The organism is Micromonospora sp. ATA51 (assembly GCF_016802855.1).
In the GTDB taxonomy this organism is placed as follows: Bacteria; Actinomycetota; Actinomycetes; order Mycobacteriales; family Micromonosporaceae; genus Micromonospora; species Micromonospora sicca.
In genome coordinates this window covers 1-19026 of record NZ_JAEVHJ010000117.1, presented here as the reverse complement: position 1 = coordinate 19026, position 19026 = coordinate 1, and the positions used below count along the sequence as shown (strand labels likewise).

The 19026-nt window shown below is 72.9% G+C and carries 18 protein-coding genes, 2 tRNA genes and 2 pseudogenes; 6 read left to right on the top strand and 16 right to left on the bottom strand.

Annotated elements, in window-relative coordinates; genetic code table 11:
• Nucleotides 1-94 precede the first annotated feature (94 nt).
• The gene (locus JNW87_RS19085; protein WP_109801224.1) at nt 95-667 is read left to right on the top strand and encodes a DUF5709 domain-containing protein; all 573 of its coding nucleotides are present in this window, start codon (nt 95-97) and stop codon (nt 665-667) included.
• A 16-nt stretch (nt 668-683) separates the two neighbouring features.
• Here JNW87_RS19085 and JNW87_RS19080 read toward each other — a convergent pair whose 3' ends face one another.
• Together JNW87_RS19080 and macS are read right to left on the bottom strand one after the other, a co-directional pair.
• A complete protein-coding gene (locus JNW87_RS19080) occupies nt 684-1322 on the bottom strand; it encodes a response regulator transcription factor (protein WP_109801242.1) in 639 nt (212 codons plus the stop codon).
• Nucleotides 1323-1360: 38 nt separating this feature from the next.
• Nucleotides 1361-2485, bottom strand: coding sequence for a MacS family sensor histidine kinase (macS, locus tag JNW87_RS19075; protein WP_109801225.1), 1125 nt, complete (start codon nt 2483-2485; stop codon nt 1361-1363).
• Between the two features lie 121 nt (nt 2486-2606).
• On the opposite strand from macS, the gene JNW87_RS19070 reads away from it, so the two are divergent.
• Nucleotides 2607-3074, top strand: coding sequence for an ATP-binding protein (locus JNW87_RS19070; RefSeq protein WP_109801226.1), 468 nt, complete (start codon nt 2607-2609; stop codon nt 3072-3074).
• Between the two features lie 55 nt (nt 3075-3129).
• On the opposite strand, the gene JNW87_RS19065 is transcribed toward JNW87_RS19070, so the two are convergent.
• Nucleotides 3130-4068, bottom strand: coding sequence for a ribose-phosphate pyrophosphokinase (locus JNW87_RS19065; protein WP_109801227.1), 939 nt, complete (start codon nt 4066-4068; stop codon nt 3130-3132).
• Nucleotides 4069-4150: 82 nt separating this feature from the next.
• The gene (locus JNW87_RS19060; protein WP_238454140.1) at nt 4151-4984 is read right to left on the bottom strand and encodes a phosphoribosylaminoimidazolesuccinocarboxamide synthase; all 834 of its coding nucleotides are present in this window, start codon (nt 4982-4984) and stop codon (nt 4151-4153) included.
• A 183-nt stretch (nt 4985-5167) separates the two neighbouring features.
• Here JNW87_RS19060 and JNW87_RS19055 point away from each other — a divergent pair, with 183 nt between their 5' ends.
• Nucleotides 5168-6493, top strand: a complete 1326-nt coding sequence (locus tag JNW87_RS19055) for an ABC transporter substrate-binding protein (protein ID WP_109801229.1) — start codon at nt 5168-5170, stop codon at nt 6491-6493.
• A gap of 94 nt (nt 6494-6587) precedes the next feature.
• Here the strand turns inward: JNW87_RS19055 and JNW87_RS19050 are convergent, their stop codons facing one another.
• From JNW87_RS19050 to JNW87_RS19005, 10 genes are all read right to left on the bottom strand, one after another.
• Entirely contained in the window at nt 6588-6839 is a 252-nt protein-coding gene (locus tag JNW87_RS19050) for a hypothetical protein (protein ID WP_109801230.1), read from the bottom strand.
• A 51-nt stretch (nt 6840-6890) separates the two neighbouring features.
• Entirely contained in the window at nt 6891-8204 is a 1314-nt protein-coding gene (locus JNW87_RS19045; protein WP_109801231.1) for an MFS transporter, read from the bottom strand.
• On the bottom strand, nt 8201-8806 hold the full coding sequence (locus tag JNW87_RS19040; protein ID WP_109801232.1) for a helix-turn-helix transcriptional regulator: 606 nt from the start codon (nt 8804-8806) through the stop codon (nt 8201-8203). Before JNW87_RS19040 ends, JNW87_RS19045 begins: the two co-directional genes overlap by 4 nt.
• Before the next feature lie 113 nt (nt 8807-8919).
• Nucleotides 8920-8993 (bottom strand) — tRNA-Met (locus JNW87_RS19035).
• 131 nt (nt 8994-9124) lie between these two features.
• Nucleotides 9125-9201: transfer RNA gene (locus tag JNW87_RS19030), tRNA-Met, on the bottom strand.
• Nucleotides 9202-9256: 55 nt separating this feature from the next.
• Nucleotides 9257-9895, bottom strand: coding sequence for a hypothetical protein (locus tag JNW87_RS19025; RefSeq protein ID WP_238454139.1), 639 nt, complete (start codon nt 9893-9895; stop codon nt 9257-9259).
• Nucleotides 9892-10173 (bottom strand): hypothetical protein, encoded by a 282-nt coding sequence (locus tag JNW87_RS19020; RefSeq protein ID WP_238454138.1) that lies wholly within the window; start codon nt 10171-10173, stop codon nt 9892-9894. The genes JNW87_RS19025 and JNW87_RS19020 overlap by 4 nt, the downstream gene beginning before the upstream one ends.
• Complete coding sequence (locus tag JNW87_RS19015) at nt 10163-10672, bottom strand: SigE family RNA polymerase sigma factor (protein ID WP_109801234.1); 510 nt, start codon at nt 10670-10672, stop codon at nt 10163-10165. The genes JNW87_RS19020 and JNW87_RS19015 overlap by 11 nt, the downstream gene beginning before the upstream one ends.
• 150 nt (nt 10673-10822) lie before the next feature.
• On the bottom strand, nt 10823-13813 hold the full coding sequence (locus JNW87_RS19010; protein WP_238454137.1) for a UPF0182 family protein: 2991 nt from the start codon (nt 13811-13813) through the stop codon (nt 10823-10825).
• Between the two features lie 124 nt (nt 13814-13937).
• Nucleotides 13938-14951 (bottom strand): PDZ domain-containing protein, encoded by a 1014-nt coding sequence (locus JNW87_RS19005; RefSeq protein WP_201749555.1) that lies wholly within the window; start codon nt 14949-14951, stop codon nt 13938-13940.
• A 184-nt stretch (nt 14952-15135) separates the two neighbouring features.
• Here JNW87_RS19005 and JNW87_RS19000 point away from each other — a divergent pair, with 184 nt between their 5' ends.
• Entirely contained in the window at nt 15136-16368 is a 1233-nt protein-coding gene (locus tag JNW87_RS19000; RefSeq protein ID WP_255544066.1) for a zinc-dependent metalloprotease, read from the top strand.
• Between the two features lie 132 nt (nt 16369-16500).
• Here JNW87_RS19000 and JNW87_RS18995 read toward each other — a convergent pair.
• Nucleotides 16501-17126: pseudogene (locus tag JNW87_RS18995) on the bottom strand (hypothetical protein).
• 152 nt (nt 17127-17278) lie between these two features.
• Complete coding sequence (locus tag JNW87_RS18990) at nt 17279-17809, bottom strand: M48 family metallopeptidase (RefSeq protein ID WP_109805176.1); 531 nt, start codon at nt 17807-17809, stop codon at nt 17279-17281.
• Between the two features lie 522 nt (nt 17810-18331).
• On the opposite strand from JNW87_RS18990, the gene JNW87_RS18985 reads away from it, so the two are divergent.
• Nucleotides 18332-18499, top strand: a complete 168-nt coding sequence (locus JNW87_RS18985) for a DUF5679 domain-containing protein (protein WP_007072829.1) — start codon at nt 18332-18334, stop codon at nt 18497-18499.
• A 204-nt stretch (nt 18500-18703) separates the two neighbouring features.
• A pseudogene (locus JNW87_RS18980) lies at nt 18704-18928 on the top strand (hypothetical protein); the annotation flags it as partial.
• Nucleotides 18929-19026 lie beyond the last annotated feature (98 nt).

Below are 19026 nucleotides of genomic sequence, written 5' to 3'. Positions count from 1 at the left end.
GGGCGCGCGGCGCCGGGGGTGTTTCTTCCCTTTGCTCCCGATCCTCGGCCCTCGATCCGGTTAATCCGGGCAGCGCAGTGGGTAGTGCTCAGCCATGCGCGACGACGAGTACCCGACCCCCGTGTCCGACCCCGAGGCGGAGGGGCTGCCCGACACCGCCGACGACGACTCGACCGCCAACGACGACGTCCTTACCGGCCGCGAGGCGGACGGACCGGAGCCCGCCCAGCTGCCCGGGGACCGCACGCCGGTGGCGGTGGACCGGTTCGGGACCACCGCCGAGGAGCAGCTCGACGGCGAGTCGCTGGACTACAAGCTCCAGCGGGAGAGCTACGAGCGTCCGGCCGACGACCCCCTCGCGGGCCCGGTGGACCCGGGCATCGCCGCCGAGGCGGACAGCGAGGAGGCCGCCGCGCAGGCCCAGCTCGACGCCGACGTGATCGACCCGGGGCCCACCTCCGACCCGCGCTCGCCGGTCTCGATCTACGACCACGGGCAGCTCGGCAGCATCGCCGACGCCGAGGTGGGCCGGCTGGTCGAGCCGGACGAGGGCGCCCACACCGACCAGGAGACCGACAACGTCGCGTACGACGCCGGTTCGGCCGGTGGCGGGGCGACCGCCGAGGAGCTGGCCATCCACGAGACCCGGCCGCCGGAGGCGACCTAGTCGTCCGGGCCCGGTTCTAGTCGTCCAGGCCCCGTTCGATGGCGTAGCGGGTCAGCTCGACCCGGTTGTGCAGCTGGAGCTTGCCGAGCGTGTTCTGCACGTGGTTCTGCACCGTCCGGTGGGAGAGCCCGAGCCGCTCGGCGATCTGCTTGTACGACAGGCCCTTGGCCACCAGGCGCAGCACCTCGGTCTCCCGTTCGGTGAGCCGGGGTGCTGAGTCGTCGGCGGGCCCGCTGGGTGGCGCGGCCGCCAGCCGCCGGTACTCCCCCAGCACCAGCCCGGCGAGTCCCGGGGTGAAGACCGGCTCGCCCGCGGCGGTGCGCCGCACCGCGTCGAGGAACTCCGCCGGGGCGGCCGACTTGACCAGGTAGCCGGTGGCGCCGGCCTTCACCGCGTCCAGGACGCTCTGCGGCTCCCCGCTGGCCGACAGCATCAGCACCCGCACCTCGGGCAGTGCCGCACGCAGCCCGCGGATCACCTCGACCCCGGAGACGTCCGGCAGTTGCAGGTCGAGCACGACCACGTCGGGCCGGGCGGCGGCGGCCAGCCGCACGGCCTGCCGCCCCTCGCCGCTGGTGGCCACGACCAGGTGGCCGGCCTCGGTGAGGTCGCGGGCCACCCCCTCCCGCCACATCGGGTGGTCGTCGACCACCATCACCCGGACCCGGCCGTCCGGTTGCCCGGCCGCGCCGCTCACCGGGCGTCCCGGGGCACGACCAGTTCGATCTCGGTGCCCGCGCCGGGGGCGGAGACGATCCGGACCTCACCGCCGAGGTCGGCCACCCGCCCCCGGATGGCCTGGGCCACCCCGAGCCGCCCCTGGGCCGCGGCCTCGGCCAGCCGCCCCTCCGGGATCCCCGGTCCCTCGTCGCGTACCGACACGGTCACCGTCTCCCCCTCGTCCTCGATCAGCACCCAGGCCCGCCCGCCGGCGTGCCGGGCCACGTTGTCCAGTGCCGCGCCGGTGGCGGCGGCCAGCTCGCGGGCGACCCGCGTGGGCAGCGGTACTCCGGTGGCCGGCGCGGAGACCACGACCGTCGTCGTGGCGTACCGGTCGAGCAGGGCGCGCAGGTCCCGGGTGCCGCCGTCGTCGTCCGGGTCGCCGCCGGAGCGGCCGATCAGCGCCCGCAGCGCGGCCTCCTGCTCACCGGCCAGCCGGGCCAGCTCGCCGCCCTCGCCGTCGAGCTGGGCGCCGCGTCGCTGCACCAGCGCCAGCACCTGGAGCACCGAGTCGTGGATGTCCCGGGCCAGCCGCTCCCGCTCCCGGGTCGCCGCCTCCAGCTCGACCGCCCGTTGCAGCCGCTCCTCGGCGGTCACCGCCAGCCGGGCGACGTGCCCGACCACCACCCCGGCCAGCAGCATCAGGATCACGCCGGTCAGCGACGACTGGCTGATCCGCTCCCGGGTGGCCAGGTCGGCGGCGCCGAGCACCAGGGCGGCGACCGCGCCGCGGCGCCGGCCGCCGGAGACCGCCCAGGCCAGCACCGGCCCGGCCAGCCAGGCCACGGTCAGGGTGGGCACGCCGGCGGCGAGCGCCGCGCGGCCCACCACCCAGGGGGTGGCCAGCACGATCGCCAGCACCACGCCGAGGTCGGCCAGGAGCAGCGGCCAGCGCCGTCCGGCCGGGCGCGCGTAGCCGGCCGCGGTCACCCCGGACCAGGCCAGCATCACCAGCAGTACGCCGCCGGCGGCCAGCGGGTGCGCATACCGGTGGGCGTCGCGGAGAACCAGCACACCGACGTACGCCAGCGAGGCGAACCGGAACACCGCGATGGACCGCCAGAGCGGGACCTCGAGACCTCCGGGAGACGACGGCATGCGCGACACCATGCCACAGTCCAAGGGGACACCGGGGACAGCCATGGATGCGGCTCGGGAAACCCTGACGTACGGTGGAAATGCCGCGAATAACTCCGAGATCCAGCGCCGGGACGGGGCCATGACGAACGCATCACCCCGCGTACCGCGTACGGTTGTGCCCATCGAATCTTCCCTCCTCATCGCCGAAGCCTTCGATCGGGCACAGGTGACCGAGCTGCGCCACTCGGTCACCTCCTGTGCGCACGCGGCGGGGCTCACCGGCCAGCGGTTGGACGACTTCGTGCTGGCGGTCAACGAGCTGATCACCAACGCCGTGCGGCACGGCGGCGGTCAGGGCTCGCTGCGGCTGTGGCGGCAGGAGGGCGAGCTGGTCTGCGAGGTCGCCGACCACGGGAACGGGATCAGCACCGGGTGGCTCGACGACCGGGCCCGCCCGGCCCCGGACACCGCCGGCGGCTGGGGTCTCTGGCTCGCGCGGGAGCTCAGCGACACGATGGAGGTCGTGACCGGCGAGGACGGCACGACCGTCCGGATCAGCGCCGCCGTCGCCTCGACCGAGCGCGTCGGCCGACACCGCGCCGAGTAGCCCCTCCCCGCCAGGAGTGGATCGACGCCGGCGCGCGCACGGGCCGGGTCGGGCGTCAGCCGAAGAGAGCGCTGACCGACTCGCCGTTGTGGATCCGCCGCATCGCCTCGGCCAGCGCCGGCGCCACCGAGAGCACCTCCAGCTTCGGCACCCGCTTCTCCGCCGGGATCGGCACCGTGTTGGTGCAGACGATCTCCAGCACCCCGTCCTGGGCGCTCAGTCGCTCCAGCGCGCCGCTGGAGAAGAGGCCGTGGGTGCAGGCCAGCCGGATCGAGCGGACGTTCCGTTCGCGCAGGTGCGCGATCAGTTCGATCACCGTGCTGCCCTTGGCGATCTCGTCGTCCAGCACGATCACGTCCCGGTCCGTCACGTCGCCGATGACCGTGCTGATCTTCACCAGGTCGTCGCTGTACCGCTGCTTCGCGCCGGCCGCGACCGGGGTGCCCAGCATCCGGGCGAACGCCGCCGCCTCCTTGGCGTTGCCCAGGTCCGGCGAGACCACCACGGTGTTGCCCAGGTCGTACCCCTTGAAGTGGGCGGCCAGCTCGCGCAGCGCGTGCAGGTGGTCGACCGGGACGCTGAAGAAGCCGTGCACCTGCGGCGAGTGCAGGGTCATCGCGAGCACCCGGTCCGCCCCGGCCGAGGTGAGCAGGTCGGCCACCAGCCGGCCACCGATGGAGATGCGCGGGGCGTCCTTCTTGTCCGAGCGGGCGTACGCGTAGTGCGGTAGCACCACGGTGATCCGGCCGGCGGACGCGCCGCGGGCCGCGTCGGTCATGAGCAGCAGTTCGACCAGGTGCTCCTGCACCGGCGGCACCAGCGGCTGGATGAGGAAGACGTCGCGTTCCCGGCAGTTCGCCTGCAACTGCACCTCGAGGCAGTCGTTGGCGAACCGGGACACCCGCACCGGGTGCAGCGGAACGGCGAGGTGGGCGCAGATCTCGGCGGCGAGGTCGGGATGGGCGGTTCCGCTGAATACGGCAATGTCACGCACGCCTGGTGATCGTACGGACCGACGCCGGGCGACCGCGCGCGCTCCCGGCGGGTACGGGCTGCCGTGCCCGGAGAGTCCCGCGTCAGTCCCAGCGGTTGCCGGTCAGCTTCTCGTAGACCTCGACGTAGCGGGCCCGGGTCGCCTCGACCACCTCGGCCGGCACCTCCGGCGCCGGGGGCTGCTTGTCCCAGCCGCTGCCGGTGGCCCAGTCCCGGACGTACTGCTTGTCGTAGGAGAACTGGGCGCGGCCCGGCTGGTACGACTCGGCCGGCCAGAACCGGGACGAGTCGGAGGTGAGGACCTCGTCGGCGAGGACCAGGGTGCCGTCCGGCGCCCAGCCCAGCTCGATCTTGGTGTCGGCGACCAGGATGCCCCGGTCGGCGGCGATCTCCGCGCCGCGCCGGTAGACGTCGATGGTGATCCGGCGCAGCCGCTCGGCGACCTCCGCGCCGACCTTGTCGACGACCTGGTGGTAGGTGATCGGCTCGTCGTGCTCCCCCTTCGGGGCCTTGGTCGACGGGGTGAAGATCGGCTCCGGCAGGATCGACGCCTCGACCAGGCCCCGGGGCAGCTCGACGCCGGAGACCGCGCCGCTGCGCTGGTACTCGGCGAAGCCGCCGCCGGTCAGGTAGCCGCGGGCCACGCACTCGACCGGGACCATGTCGAGCCGGCGGCAGCGGATCGCCCGGCCGGCGAACTCCGCCGGCACGTCGGTGGCGGAGATGACGTGGTTCGGCACCAGGTCGACGAGCTGCTCGAACCACCAGAGCGAGAGCGCGGTGAGCAGGCGACCCTTGTCCGGGATCGGGGTGGGCAGCGCCACGTCGTAGATCGAGATCCGGTCCGAGGCGACCAGGACCAGGTCGTCGCCGTCGGCGTAGACGTCCCGGACCTTGCCGGAGTGCAGAAGTTCCACGGCGCCTAGTACACCATGTGGCGCAGCGACGCCCGGTGCGACCACCGCGCGTCCGACCGGCCCTCGGCGCACCGGTGTCGAAGGACCCCGTACGAGGGCAATCCGCCCCGGCGTTGACACCCTCGCCCGCTGCCTGTGTAAATGGTCCGTCCGCAGCAGCTCGCCAGCGCCCCAGGAGTCCCCGTGCGCGCTCACCCGCTCGTGCCGCCCCGCCCCGGTCTCGACCGGCGGCGGCTCCTCGGCGCGCTGACCGGCCTGCCGCTGCTCGCCGCCGGCGGCCTCGCCGGGTGCGGCCGGGAGGAGGAGACGCGGGTCGACGACGGGCCGATCGAGCTGTCGGTCTTCTGGTGGGGCGGGACCCGGCGGGCCGAGGCCACCGAGAAGGCGCTGCGCCTGTACTCCCAGGAGAACCCCCGGGTCCGGTTCCGAGTGACCTGGCAGGGGCTCACCGGCTACTACGACCGGCTGGCCACCCAGGCCACCGGCGGGAACGTGCCGGACCTGTTCCAGATCGACGACACCGTCCTCACCGAGTACGCGCAGCGCGAGATCGTGCTCGACCTCAGCGGGTACGTCGCGGACAAGCGGCTCGACCTGGGCGGCCTGCCGGAGGGCCTGGCCCACTACGGCCAGGTCGACGAACGTACGGTGGCCGTGGCCGCCGCCCAGACCAGCGCCGCGCTGGTCTACAACCGGGACCTGCTGCGCCGGCTGCGGGTGCCGGAGCCGCGCACCGGCATGTCCTGGCGCGACTACGTGGAGTGGGCCGCCCGGGTCACCCGCGACTCCGGCAAGCGGGTGGCCGGGACGATGGATCCCTCGGGCGACTATCGGGCGCTGTGGCTCTGGCTACGGGGCCAGGGCGGCGAGTTGTACCAGGGGCGGCAGCTCGGGTTCGGCGGCGCCGAACTGCTCGACTGGTTCGAGCTGTGGCAGGTGGCGCGGAGCCGGCGGGCCACCCCGAGCGCGGCCCTGGTGGAGCAGGCCGACACCGGCGACCTGGCCCGGCAGCTCGTGGTCACCGGGCACACCGCGGCGTCCTTCGCCTGGTCGCACCAGCTGGCGGAACTCCAGCACCACACCGACGACGAGCTGGACATCGTCAGCCTGCCCGGCAGCCCGGCCGCCCAGTGGGCGCGGGCGTCCATGTACTGGGCGGCGTTCCGGGGCACCCGGCACCCGGGGGTGGTCGTCGACGTGATCAACTTCCTCACCACCAACGTGGCGGCCGGCCGGATCCTCGGCGTCGAACGCGGCCTGAACGCCAGCAGCGCGGTGCGCCGGTTCGTCGCCGACGGCGTCACCGACCGGGCCCAGCAGCGGGTGGTCGCGTTCGGCACCGCCCTGGACGGCCTGCTCGGACCCGCCCCCGCGCCGCCGCCGAAGGGGCACGCGCGGGTGCGTACCCTGCTCATCGCCGCCGCCGAGAGCATCCGCTCCGGACGCTCCGGCGCCCGCGCGGCCACCGCCAAGTTCATCGCCCAGGCGAACGCGGCCCTGGCCGAGTGACCGGCCGCGCGGCCCGGCCGGGGGCGTCCCCCAGCCGGTGGACCGCGGAGCGCGGGCCGGCGGGCGTCGGCCGCCGGGCCGGGCCCAGGTCGGATCAACGCGGCGGGCCACCCCGCCGGCCGCGCATCAGTCGCAGCACCAGCAGCACGATCACGACGACCACCACCAGGCAGCAGAGCAGACCGAGGAAGCCCACACCGCCGCCCCGTGACCGCCGCCGCGCGGCCTCCACGACCAGTTCGCCGCTACCCGTGGACGCCCAGGCCGCGACCGGTACGAACACCGAGAGCACGACCGCACCGAGGACCCCGCCGAGCCGGCCCCACCACTTGCTCCAAGCAGACATGCCCCCATCCTCGCCGAACGGCGCAACCACGGCAGGGCGGACACGTACTCCTCACCGCCCTGAACTGCGCCCGGCCTCGGTCAGCTCAGGCCGAGGACCGTCAAGACCGTCCAGGTGCTCGAGCGAACGCACCGCCGGGATCGGCGAGGGCAGCAGCCACAGCACGCACAGGACCCCGCCGACCGCCGCGATCCAGAGCGTGGGCCGGAGACCGAGCCAGGTGCCGAGTGCTCCGCCGGTCAGCGCGCCCAGCGGACGGACTCCGTAGTTGACCGTGGAGTATGCGCCGGCCACCCGACTACGCAAGCCGTCGGGTATCACGGCGGCGTTCAGCGCGTTGAGGTTGACGTCGAACAACATCACGCCGAGCCCGGAGAAGAACTCGGCCGCGGCCAGCAGCCCGACCCGCGCCCACAGCGGACCGTCCGCGACGGCGACGAGGGAGATCGAGGCCGGAAAGACGATCGCACCCGCCACGATGCTGCGCCCGACGCCGATTCGCGCGGACAGTCGCGGCGCGACGACGGCACCCAGCAGGCCGCCGACCGCACCGGCGCCGAGGGCGAGGCCGAGCAGCCCCGCGGACAGGCCGAGCGTGTGACTGGCGAAGAGCACGAGCAGGGCGCCGAACACGAAGCTGAAGTAGTTGACGGTCGTCGTGCAGCCGAGGGCCGCGCGGAGCACGGGGTCCCGGAGGGTGAACCTCAGCCCGTCCCGGGCCCGGCGCCACAACGTCTCCGGCTCGGGCTCCTCCGGGTGCGCCGCCGCGTCGTCGAGTCGGATCCGACCGATGCCCAGCGCGGAGGCCACGAACGACACCGCGTCGACCAGGATCGCGATCGGCGCCGTCAACACCTGCACCAGCACACCGCCGAGGGCGGGCCCGGCGATGAAGGAGACGGACCTGCTGGCGCTCAGCGCGCTGTTGGCGTCGAGGTAGCGGGACCGGTCCACCAGCCGGACGAAGAACGCGGGGTACGCCGTGTTGAACAGCACCGACGCGGCGCCGGTCAGCAGCGCGACCACGTACAACTGCGCCAGCGTGCCCGCGTCGAACGCGAACGCGACCGGCACCGTCACCAGCAGCGCCGCGCGGATCAGGTCAGCCGCCACCAGGAGCCGCTTCTTGTGCGCCCGCCGGTCCACCCAGGCGCCGAGGAAGATCCCGGTGAGGTTCGGCAGCCACACCAGCGCGGTCAGCAGCGACACCTGTGCGGCGGTGGCGTCGAGTACGAGCACCGCGAGGAGCGGGAACGCCAGCTCGGAGATCCGATCACCGAACTGGGAGGTCGCGTGCGCGACGAAGAACGACCGGAAGCGGGGCTGGCGGAACAGCGGCACGCGCGGCTCCGCCGCGCCGCTCATCGCTGCACCGCCTCGGGCATGACGTAGCGCATGAACCGCACGTGCCGCGAGCCCGGGGGCTGGTCGGCCGCGTCGCGGGTTACGTACGGCGCCAGCACCTGTTCGATCGCGGCGTTGACGGCGGCCAGTTCCGCCGCGGTCAGCCGCACGGTGGTGTTCGACAGGCCCGCCTCCCGTTGCCACTCCGGTTCGAGCCGCGGCTCGTCCTCGGCCATCCAGCGCCGCGGCAGGTCGTCGTACTGCTGGAAGAGCGTCCGGCTGAGCAGCCGGCTCGCGGCTCGCCCCTCCTCGTCGTCGGGGAACCGGAAGCGGAAGCCCCGGGCGCTCGCCTCCCAGTACCGCTTGCGCGCGTCCCCGCCGACGGCGCTGTCCCGGACCAGGCCGAACCCGGCGAGGTGGCGCAGGTGCCAGCTGGTCACCGACGGGGAGGCGCCGACGTGCTCGGACAGCTCGGTCGCCGTCGCGGCGCCGTGCCGCTGGAGCCTCGACAGGATGGCCAGCCGGACCGGATGGGACAGCGCGCGCATCGCCGTGGGCTCGGTGAGTTCGAGGTCACCGTACGGGTTTCTCCCGGTGTCGTCCTCGGCGTTTCTGAGAGACATGTCTCGAGAGTACTCTCTCAGAATTTTCCGGACAACCGGCAGGAGGCGAGAAACTCGGCCGGGCCACGACACGACGAAGGCCCCGGAGCGAACTCCGGGGCCTTCGTGACGAGTAGCGGGGACAGGATTTGAACCTGCGACCTCTGGGTTATGAGCCCAGCGAGCTACCGAGCTGCTCCACCCCGCGTCGGTATGTACAGCCTATCGCATGCCCGGCAGGGAGATCAGCCGGGTCCCCGATCCGGCCGAGGCGGCCGGAAACCACCGGGCGGAAAAGCGGAACGCCCCGAGGATCAGATCCTCGGGGCCGTTCCGGTGTGGTAGCGGGGACAGGATTTGAACCTGCGACCTCTGGGTTATGAGCCCAGCGAGCTACCGAGCTGCTCCACCCCGCGTCGGTACGACAACCGTAGCCTACCGACCCCCCGGCCCGCAAAACGGGACGGGCGGTCAGTTCCACCACCTCCGGATCGCCTCCACCGCGCGGCGGCTGTCCGCGTCGACCTGCGACCGGATGCTGGAGGTGTTCTCCCAGCCCTGCTCCCACAGCACGGTGACCACGTCCCCGATCCGGACCGCCCGGACCAGCCGGAGCTCGTCGCCACCGGTGGGGCGGCCGTTGACGTCCCGGTACGGCGTACGGACCTCGAACAGCACCGACTCGTCGCCGTACCCGCCGTCGTCCAACAGGCGCTGGGTGGACCGCACCCCCGGCGCGTCGGGCACCTGCTGCAGCGGGCAGTCCCGGACCGCCTGCCGCAGCTCCCGCAGCGCGTCGTCCGCCCGGCCGGCGCGGTAGATGGTGATGCTGTGCCGGTAGCTGCCGTCCGGCACGTACCCCGCGGGGGTGCCGGTCAGCTTGTACGCCAGCACGCGCGCCCGGCGCTGGACGATGCCCGACCCGCCGGGCTCGGCGCCGCAGAGCTCGGGCAGCACCGGCCCCGGCGTGAACTCCGCGGCGATCCCGGCGTCGTTCGCCGGGGCCAGGGCGAAGAAGGCCCGGTCCGGGATGGTGGTCGGCGTCCGGGAGCTCGGCGGGCCGGCGGAGGGCGACGTGCCCGGGGTACGGGACGGAGTGGCCCGGGTCATGGTCGGCGACGGCACCGGGGACGAGGCGTCGGGCGTGGGCCGCGCCGACGTGGGGGTGCCCGCCGGCGGCCCGGGCGGGGTGCCCGGACCCGAGGTGCGACGAGCTGCGCGCCGGCCGCGGTCCCCGCGACCAGCGCCGCGACGGCCAGCGCCCCGACGGCGGCCCGGTTCCGCGCCCGACGGTCGGCCCGTCGACGCAGCTGCTCCGGCGCCATCAGCGCCCGCCCGTCGGTCTCCTCCACCAACGCCCGGTAGAGACGGCTCAGTTCACGCGACATCGTCGACCTCCAGCTCCTCGGCGGAGATCCCGGGCAGCAGCTCGGCCAGCCGGGACCGGCCGCGGGACAGCCAGGACTTCACGGTGCCGGTGGGCACCCGAGCCTCCCGGGCCATGTCCTCCACCGACATGTCGAACAGGTAGTGCAGGGCCAGGGCCTGCCGCTGGTTCACCGGCAGCTGCCGGAGCGCGCCGACCAGCAGCACGCTGTCCTCGCCCGGTGGCCGCACGTGGTCCGGTGGCCCGGTACGGTTGATCGCCAGCCACCAGCCGCGCGACCGGCGCCACCGGTCCGTGGCGAGCCGGCTGACCACCAGGCGCAGCCACGCCTCCGGGGCCGGGTGGGCAACCAGCTTCCCCCACTGCCGCCAGGCCCGGGCGTACGCCTCCTGGACGAGGTCCTGGGCCTCGCCCGGATCGCCCACCACCGCCCGGCCGTAGCGAAGGGTCCGGGCCGACGTGGTCCGGTAGAAGTCGTCGAAACTCGGCGCGTCCCTCATCTGGCGATCACTCCTCCCCGCTGGCCCACCTGAACAGATGACGGGGGAACCGGGCGCCGGGTTGCGGGCGCAGGGTCCGGAATGCGACAGAGCCCGTGGCCGGGACCGGTACGGGTCCTCGGGCCACGGGCTCCGTGGTCGAGCCGGGCGTCAGCCGTTCGGCGTGGGCGCTGGGGACGCCGAACCGGACGCCGGCGGGGACGCGGACGGGCTGCCGCTCGGCGTCGGCGCGGCCGACGGGCTGGCCGCCACCTGCGCCTGCTGGAACGCCGTCATCGCCTCGTCCAGGGTCTTCAGCGCCCGCCCGTACCGCTCGAAGTCGCCGGACGCCTGCGCGGCCTTGACCTCGGCGATGGCGCTCTGCACCTTGGCGGCGGCGTCGGCCAGCTCACCGGTCAGCGCGGGCGGGGCCCCGCCGGTGCTCGGCGGCGGCGTTCCACCGGCCGGCGGCGGGACGCCCTGGCCGGCCCGTTTGCCCTGCTCCACGAGCTGCTTGATGCCGTCGCTGAGGTTGTTCGCCAGCGCCACGTACGACGCGCCGTCGCCGTACGACAGCAGCACCTTCTGCAGCGACGGGAACGCGTCCTGGTTGTTGCTCTTCACGTAGACCGGCTCGACGTAGAGCATCCCGTCGGCGAACGGCAGCGACAGCAGGTTGCCGTACTGGACCTGGGCCTGGTTGGACGAGAGCAGGTTGAGCTGCTGCCGGATGTCGCCGTTGTTGGTCATCTGCTGGTGCACCTGCACCGGGCCGGCGGTCCGGGTCTGGTCCGGCAGCTCCAGCACCTCCAGCTTCGGCTGCCCGTCCACGTACGACCCGGAGATCAGCGCGGCGAGGTTCTGCCGCCCGTTGGGGGTGACCGCCGAGGTGAGCTGGAACCGCGGCCCCTCCTGCCCGGGGAACTCGGTGAACAGGTAGTACGGCGGCTGCTTCTGCCCGCTGTCCGGCGCGTCCGGCACGTTCGGCACCTGCCAGAAGTCCTGGCCGGAGTAGAAGTCGCCGGGGTCGGTGACGTGGAACTTGGTGAGCAGGTTGCGCTGCACCTTGAACAGGTCCGCCGGGTAGCGGAAGTGCTCGGCCAGCTCCGCCGGGATGGCCGACTTCGGCAGCACCAGGTCGCCGCCGAACGCCTTGTTCCAGGCCTTGAGCACCGGGTCGGTGTCGTCGAACTGGTACAGCCGCACGGTGCCGTCGTACGCGTCGACCGTGGCCTTCACCGAGTTGCGGATGTAGTTGACGTTCTCCCGGGCGAGCTGGAAGGTGCCCCGCCCGGTCAGCTCGTCGGTGGTCTCCGCCTGCAGGTTGACCCGCTCGGCGTACGGGTAGGTCGCCGCCGTGGTGTAGCCGTCGACGATCCACTGGATCCGGCCGTTCACCACCGCCGGATACGGGTCGCCGTCCAGGGTGAGGAACGGGGCGACCTTCTCCACCCGGTCGCGCGGGTTGCGCACGTAGAGCAGCTTCGAGTTGTCGTTGACCGCCTCGGAGAGCAGGAAGTTCGACTCCTGCTCCTTGATCGAGTAGAGCAGCCGACGGGTGAACGAATCGATCTCGACGCCACCGTCACCGCTGTAGGTGTAGTACTGCTCGCCGCCGGTCGAGGTCGGGCGGTCGAACTCGACGTTCCGCTTCTCGTCGGTCTGCCCGACGATCGCGTAGTCGTCGGCCTCCATCCGCTCGCCGTAGTAGATCCGCGGCTGCTGGGCCGGGATCTGCTCGCTGGACGAGGAGCAGCCCGCCGTCTCCTTGCCGGCATCGCCGAGGAAGCCGGAGACGAAGTACGGCTGCCCGTTGCAGACCTGGTTCGCCGGGGCGGCGACCAGGCCGTAGCCGTGGGTGTAGACGGTGTGCCGGTTGATCCAGTTGTTCTGCTGCGGGGTCAGCTCGCCGTAGTTGATCTCGCGGACACCGACCACGTAGTCGGAGGTCTTGCCCCCCACCGCGTACCGGTCGATGTCCAGCTTCGGGCCGAAGTCGTAGAAGCCCCGGACCTGCTGGAGCTGGGTGTACGTCTCGGAGACCAGTTGCGGGTCGAGCAGCCGGATGTTCGACACCACCGAGGTGTCGGTGGCCAGGCTGGCCGGCGGGGTGAAGTTGTTCGCCGCGTATCCGGCGCTCTTCGTCCCGCCCAGCCCGAACGCCGCCCGGGTCGCCTCGATGCTCCGCGAGATGTACGGCGCCTCCTTGTCCCGGGCGCTCGGCTTCACCTCGAAGGTCTGCACGGCCCACGGGTAGATGCCGCCGATCGCCACCGCCGAGACGCCGAGCAGCGCCAGCGAGATGCCGGGCCAGACCAGGTTCCGCATCACCGCGTTGGAGAACACGATGATCGCGATGGCCACCACGATGGAGATGTACGCCAGGATCTCCTTCGCCGGCAGCAGCGCGTTCACGTCGGCGTAGCCGGCGCCGTAGAGCTTGGCGCCCTCGTTGTACTCCAGCAGCATCGCCCGCCGGTCCAGCACGTACGCGACGGCCTTGAGCAGGACGAAGACGGCGACCAGCGTGCTCAGGTGGGCCCGGGCGCCGTTGGTCATCCGGTCCCCGACGCCCTGCAACCGGACCCCGCCGAAGATGTAGTGCACGGCCAGCGCGCCGAGCAGAGCGAGCACCACCGCGGTGAAGCCGACGCCGAGCAGGTAGCGCAAGAAGGGCAGCTGGAAGACGTAGAACCCGACGTCGACGCCGAACTCCGGGTCCTTCACGCCGAAGTTCCCGCCGTTGCGGAACAGCAGCCACTGGCTCCACCGGCTCTGCCCGGACAGCCCGGCGAAGAGTCCGATGACCGCGGCGACCAGGGCGATCCAGGTGCCGAGCCGGGGGCTCAGCAGCATCCGGTACCGCTCCAGGGTGGCCTGCTCGACGGAGTGCGGCCGCATCCTCGGCCGCAGCCGGTGGGCCAGCCAGAGGTTGACCGCGATGACGGCCGCCATGCCGAACCCCACCAGCAGGAAGAGCAGCAGCCGGGTGGCGAGCACCCCGGTGAAGACCTGGGTGTAGCGGACCTCGTCGAACCAGAGCCAGTCCGTCCAGGCGTTGACACCCCACCCGAGCAGGGTGAAGAGCACGAACACCCCGATCAGGACCCCGATGGTGACGCGTCCGCGCCGGCTCATCCTCGGCAGGGGGCTGCTACGCATGACCACTGTTGGCTCCGCACGCTCGATGTGATCGGCTCCGACCAGGCACCCAGAGTACGGGGTGTTCCTGGACACGTCGGGTCAAGGTCACGTCACGATCGTCGGGCGTCCGGTGAGCCGTGGCTCAGCAGCGGGTCGGCTGTCCCCCGGCGCGCAGCTTCTCCAGCGCGGTCAGCGCGTCGTCCAGCGTGGCCACCTTGAGCAGCGGCAGGTCGGGCTGCGGGTTGCGGACCGCCTCCGCGCAGTTGTCCGCCGGCACCAGGAAGACCTTCGCGCCGGCCTCCTTCGCGCCGACCAGCTTCTGGGCGATGCCGCCGATCGGGCCCACCCGGCCCTCGTCGTCGATGGTGCCGGTGCCGGCGACGACCTTCCCGCCGGTCAGGTCGGCCGGCTCCAGCTTGTCCACGATGCCCAGGGCGAACATCAGTCCGGCGCTCGGCCCACCGATGTCACCCAGGTCGATCTTCAGGGTGAACGGGTGCGGCTGCTGCTGGTCGATCTCGACCCCGATCCGCGGCCGGCCGTCCTGCTCCCGGCTGGTCACGGTGGCCGTGGCGGCGGCCCCCTCCCGGAGGTAGCCGATCTTCAGCGCGGTGCCGGCCGGCTTGGCCCGGATCAGCTCGGTGAGCCGGCCGGCGCTGGTCACCGGCTGACCGTCGACCGAGGTGAGCACGTCGCCGGGCTTGAGCACATCCACCGACGGGCCGCCCGCGGTCACCGCCTTGACCAGCACCTGGATCGGGTAGCCCAGCTCCCGCAGCGCCGCGGTCTCCGCGCTGGTCTGCGAGTTCTGGAAGTCCTCGGCGTTGCGCTTCTCCACCTCCTCCTGGGACTCGCCCGGCGGGTAGACCAGCTCGCGGGGCACCACCGCCTCGTCCTTCGAGAACCAACCCGCCAGCGCCGAGCGGAGCTTGACCGTGGGCTGCACGCCGACCGTGGTGAGTCGCAGCTGCCCGGCGGAGGTGGACGTCGCCCGCCCGGTGACCTGGATGACCTCCTTGCCGTCAGAGGTGCCGAGCGTGTTGACCGTCGGGCCGGGGCCGAGCACCACGTACGGGATGGGCACGCTCAGCACGCCGACGCTGAGCAGGGCGGTGAGCAGTGCACCGAGGAGTACGGTCACGCCGCGACGTCTCATGCGGCAGAGCGTACCGATCCGCCCGGCGTCGCCCGGCGCGGTGACCGCGGGACTTCGCCCTCAGCGGAACGCCGGTGGCGGCGACCTGGGGCGGGGCACGCGTACCGTAGATGTCGTGCCTGATATTCCGTTCGGATTCGCGCTCCCGGGTGGGCAACCACCAGACCCCAACGATCCCGCGCAGATGCAGCAGTTCATGTCGCAGTTGCAGCACCTGCTCTCCGCGCCGGGCAGCGGGCCGGTCAACTGGGACCTCGCCCGGCAGGTGGCGGCCAGCCAACTCGCCGCCGCGGGCGACCCGGCGGTCTCGCCGTTCGAGCGCAACGCGGTGGAGGAGGCGCTGCGCATCGCCGACCTCTGGCTGGAGCCGGCGACCTCGTGGCCCACCGGCATCCGGACGTCCGTCGCCTGGAACCGCAACGAGTGGATCTACAAGACCCTCGACGTCTGGCGCAAGCTCTGCGACCCGGTGGCCAGCCGGATGGTCGGCGCCATGGGCGACCTGGTGCCGCCGGAGGCCCGGGCCCAGCTCGGCCCGATGCAGTCGATGGTGGCGACGCTGGGCGGCGCCCTCTTCGGCGGCCAGCTCGGCCAGGCGCTCGGCTCACTCGCCGCCGAGGTCCTCTCGGCCGGCGACATCGGCCTGCCGCTCGGCCCGGCCGGCACGGCCGCGCTCGTCCCGGCCAACATCCGGGCGTACGGCGAGGGCCTGGAGCTGCCCGAGGACGAGGTACGCCTCTACGTGGCCCTGCGCGAGGCCGCGCACCAGCGGCTCTTCCAGCACGTGCCGTGGCTGCGCGGGCACGTGCTCACCGCCGTGGAGAACTACGCCGCGGGCATCCGGGTCAACCGGGAGGCGATCGAGGAGGCGATGGGCCGGGTCGACCCGACCGACCCGGAGTCGATGCAGGCGATCGCCCTGGAGGGCATCTTCACGCCGGAGGACACCCCGGCGCAGAAGGCCTCCCTGGCCCGCCTGGAGACGGTGCTCGCCCTGGTCGAGGGCTGGGTCTGCCACGTGGTCGACACCGCCGCCGGCGAGCGGCTGCCCAACGTCGTACGCCTCGGCGAGGCGTTCCGCCGTCGCCGGGCCGCCGGCGGGCCGGCCGAGCAGACCTTCGCCGCCCTGGTCGGCCTGGAGCTGCGTCCGCGCCGGCTGCGCGAGGCGTCGGTGCTCTGGGCGGCGCTGACCGAGCACCGGGGCATCGCCGGCCGGGACGCGGTCTGGGGCCACCCGGACCTCCTCCCCTCCGACGACGACTTCGCCGACCCGGCGGCCTTCGCCGCCGGTGGGCTCGACCTCGACGACGAGTTGGCCTCCTTCGACTTCAGCGCGCCGGGTGGTCCCGAGGAGAAGGCGCCGGGCGGCGACACCCCGCCCCGCCCGGACGAGGGCGACGACACCGGCAAGTCCTGACCCGCCGGTCCCCAGGCACCACGAAGATCCACACGGCTTGCGGCAAAGAGCGGCCCCCCGGGCATACGGAGGCCGCTCTTTGCCGCAACGCGTGTGGATCTTGCCGATCTGGCGGCCAGCGGCCGGGGACGGTCAGCCGGCCTGGCCGGAGAGGAGGGCCCGGGTCGCCTCCCAGCCCTCGAAGGCCGAGTCGAGCGTGCCCAGGTCGGCCGGGCCGCGCAGCCGTCGCCAGCCGGCGGTCACCGCGACGTCGCCCGGGTGCGGGGCCCCGGCCCGACGTCCGCGGGTACGGCGGTGTCCAGGTCCACCGGCGGCAACCACTCCGGCACGGGCAGCCGGGCCGCGACACCGAGCAGCCCCGGCCCGGATCCCTCGACCGGGGCGACCGCGACGGGCCGGCTGGTGAGCGGGCGGAGCAGCTTGCCGAGGGTCAGCCCGGGCACGTCGGGCGCGTCGGCGGCCACCACGGCCGCCTGGTCGTACCCGGTCCGCCCGCCACCGTCAGCGGCGGCCAGCGCGGCGAACACCGCGTTGACCGTGGGCGCGGCCACCTCGTGCACGGCCATGTCGGGCCAGACCACCGCATCGGCCAGCCACCGGTCGCCGGCCGTCACCGCGACCGCGGTCTCCACCTCGTTGAGCGTGGCGAGCAGGTCCACCACGTCCTCGGCCAGCGCCGTACGCCACCGCGTCGGGTCGATTCCCGGCGGGGTCCACGCCACCGGAGCGAGCAACGCCACCACCACACGTCGGGCCACGCCCCGACCCTAGCCCCGCGCTACGCACCCCGCCCGACCCGGACCACCGGGACCCCGCCCCACTCCAGATCCCCGCCGTGGCGCTGTCCGACACCCACCGACACCGCCAGGTCGGCGACCCGGAGTCGATCGACCGGGCGTGGCGGGGTGGCTCAGTCGGAGAGGGGGACGCCGGAGGCGGCTGCGACGCCCTCCAGGTAGCCCCGGGCCCGTTCGGTCTTCGGATAGCGGCCGACCAGACCCCAGAACCGGGCGTTGTGGCTGGGCACGATCAGGTGGGCCAGCTCGTGCAGGAGCACGTAGTCGACCACCCAGTCCGGCATGTCCTGGATGCGGTGGGAGATGCGGATGGTCCGGTCGGCCGGGGTGCAGGAACCCCAGCGGCCGTTCTGGTTGGTGACCCAGCGGACGCTGGCCGGCGCGGTCTCGGCGCGGTGGTCGGGCAGGTAGAGGTCGACCAGCCGGGCGGCGCGGAAGAGCAGCTCCGCGTCGGAGCGGGCCAGCCGACCCTCCCGGGCGGCGAGCCGGGCCAGCATCCGGTCGACCCACTCGCTCTCCTCGGCCCGGGAGAACTGGTCGGGGATGAGCACCACGACCCGCTCGCCGTCGCGGTACGCGGACACTGTGCGTCGCCGGCGCTGACTGCGCCGCACCTCGACGACGGGCTTCCGCGTCCCGGCCATCACTGACCCGCGCAGCCTCGGATGACTGTCACGAGGGAAAGCTAATGCGTACTGACCAGGGGTCCGCAAGAGTCAACACGACGACACGCGCCCGGAAAATGGTGGTTGGTCGCCAGGAGTCCTGAAAAATTTCTTTGCGGAGGACGAGAAGTCGTCTCCGGTCACCCTTCGTGGCGGCCGGTCCGGCCGCCGGCGCGTCACCTGCCGGCGCCCACCCACGTTAGGTGATCACCCGGCGGAGCGCCGCACGGGGGCCGCCGGAAGGGGGATCTGAGCGCATTCACCCGGCGTGTCCCCGCGAAACTGACTTATCCGACGTAATTCGGCATGCACACTCTCGACGTCGACTTCCTCACAGTGTCGATGCACAGCTGACATGGAACTGCCCGTTCCTGGGTAGGGTCCGCCAACCAGCGGTCATGAGCGTGGCCGCGGAGAAAGACCCAGCGCCGGCGCCTCGTGGCCCGCCGCCGGGAAACCCGCTGGGACGGCGTGTCCGGCGGACGAGACGAGGAGGCTACCGTGGCCGACCAGGCCCAGACCTACAACGGTTACTGCGTCAAGTGCAAGGAGAAGCGGGACTTCGAGGGGCACATCGAGGTCTCGAAGACCGGCATGAACATGGCCAAGGGCAAGTGCCCGGTCTGCGGGACAACAGTGAACCGCATTCTCGGCAAGGCCAAGGTCTGACCCGTACGGGTCCGGGGGAGGGGTGGCCGATGGCCACCCCTCCCCCGTTTGCCGTCCCTGGACGGAGCGGACTGTCGGCTGGCCGACACGACCACCGGCGGGCTGTGGAAAACCCGCTCATTCCTGTGGACAACCCTGGGTAGGGCGCGGCGCACCTGTGGACAACGATCGACGGAGGGCACGGACACGATCACCATCCGTGTCATGAGCCGTGCCACCCCGCTGACCCGTCCCACCCTGCTGCCCGGGCTGACCCGCCTCTGGCGGGACCGGCACACCCTGCAGCTCGGGGTGGAGCCCGGCCGTGCCGTCCTGCTGGAGGTGGCCAACCCCCGGGCCGCCCACCTGCTCGACCTGCTGGACGGCACCCGTAGCGAGCGCAGCGTCCTCGACTGCGCGACGACGGCGGACGTACCGTCCGACGAGGCCCTGTTCATGGAGGTCGGCTGGCTGGTACTGCTGCCCGCGGTGCTCGTGCAGGACCTGCTCGTCGCTGTCGTCGTGGTGTGGAGGACGTGACCCATGAT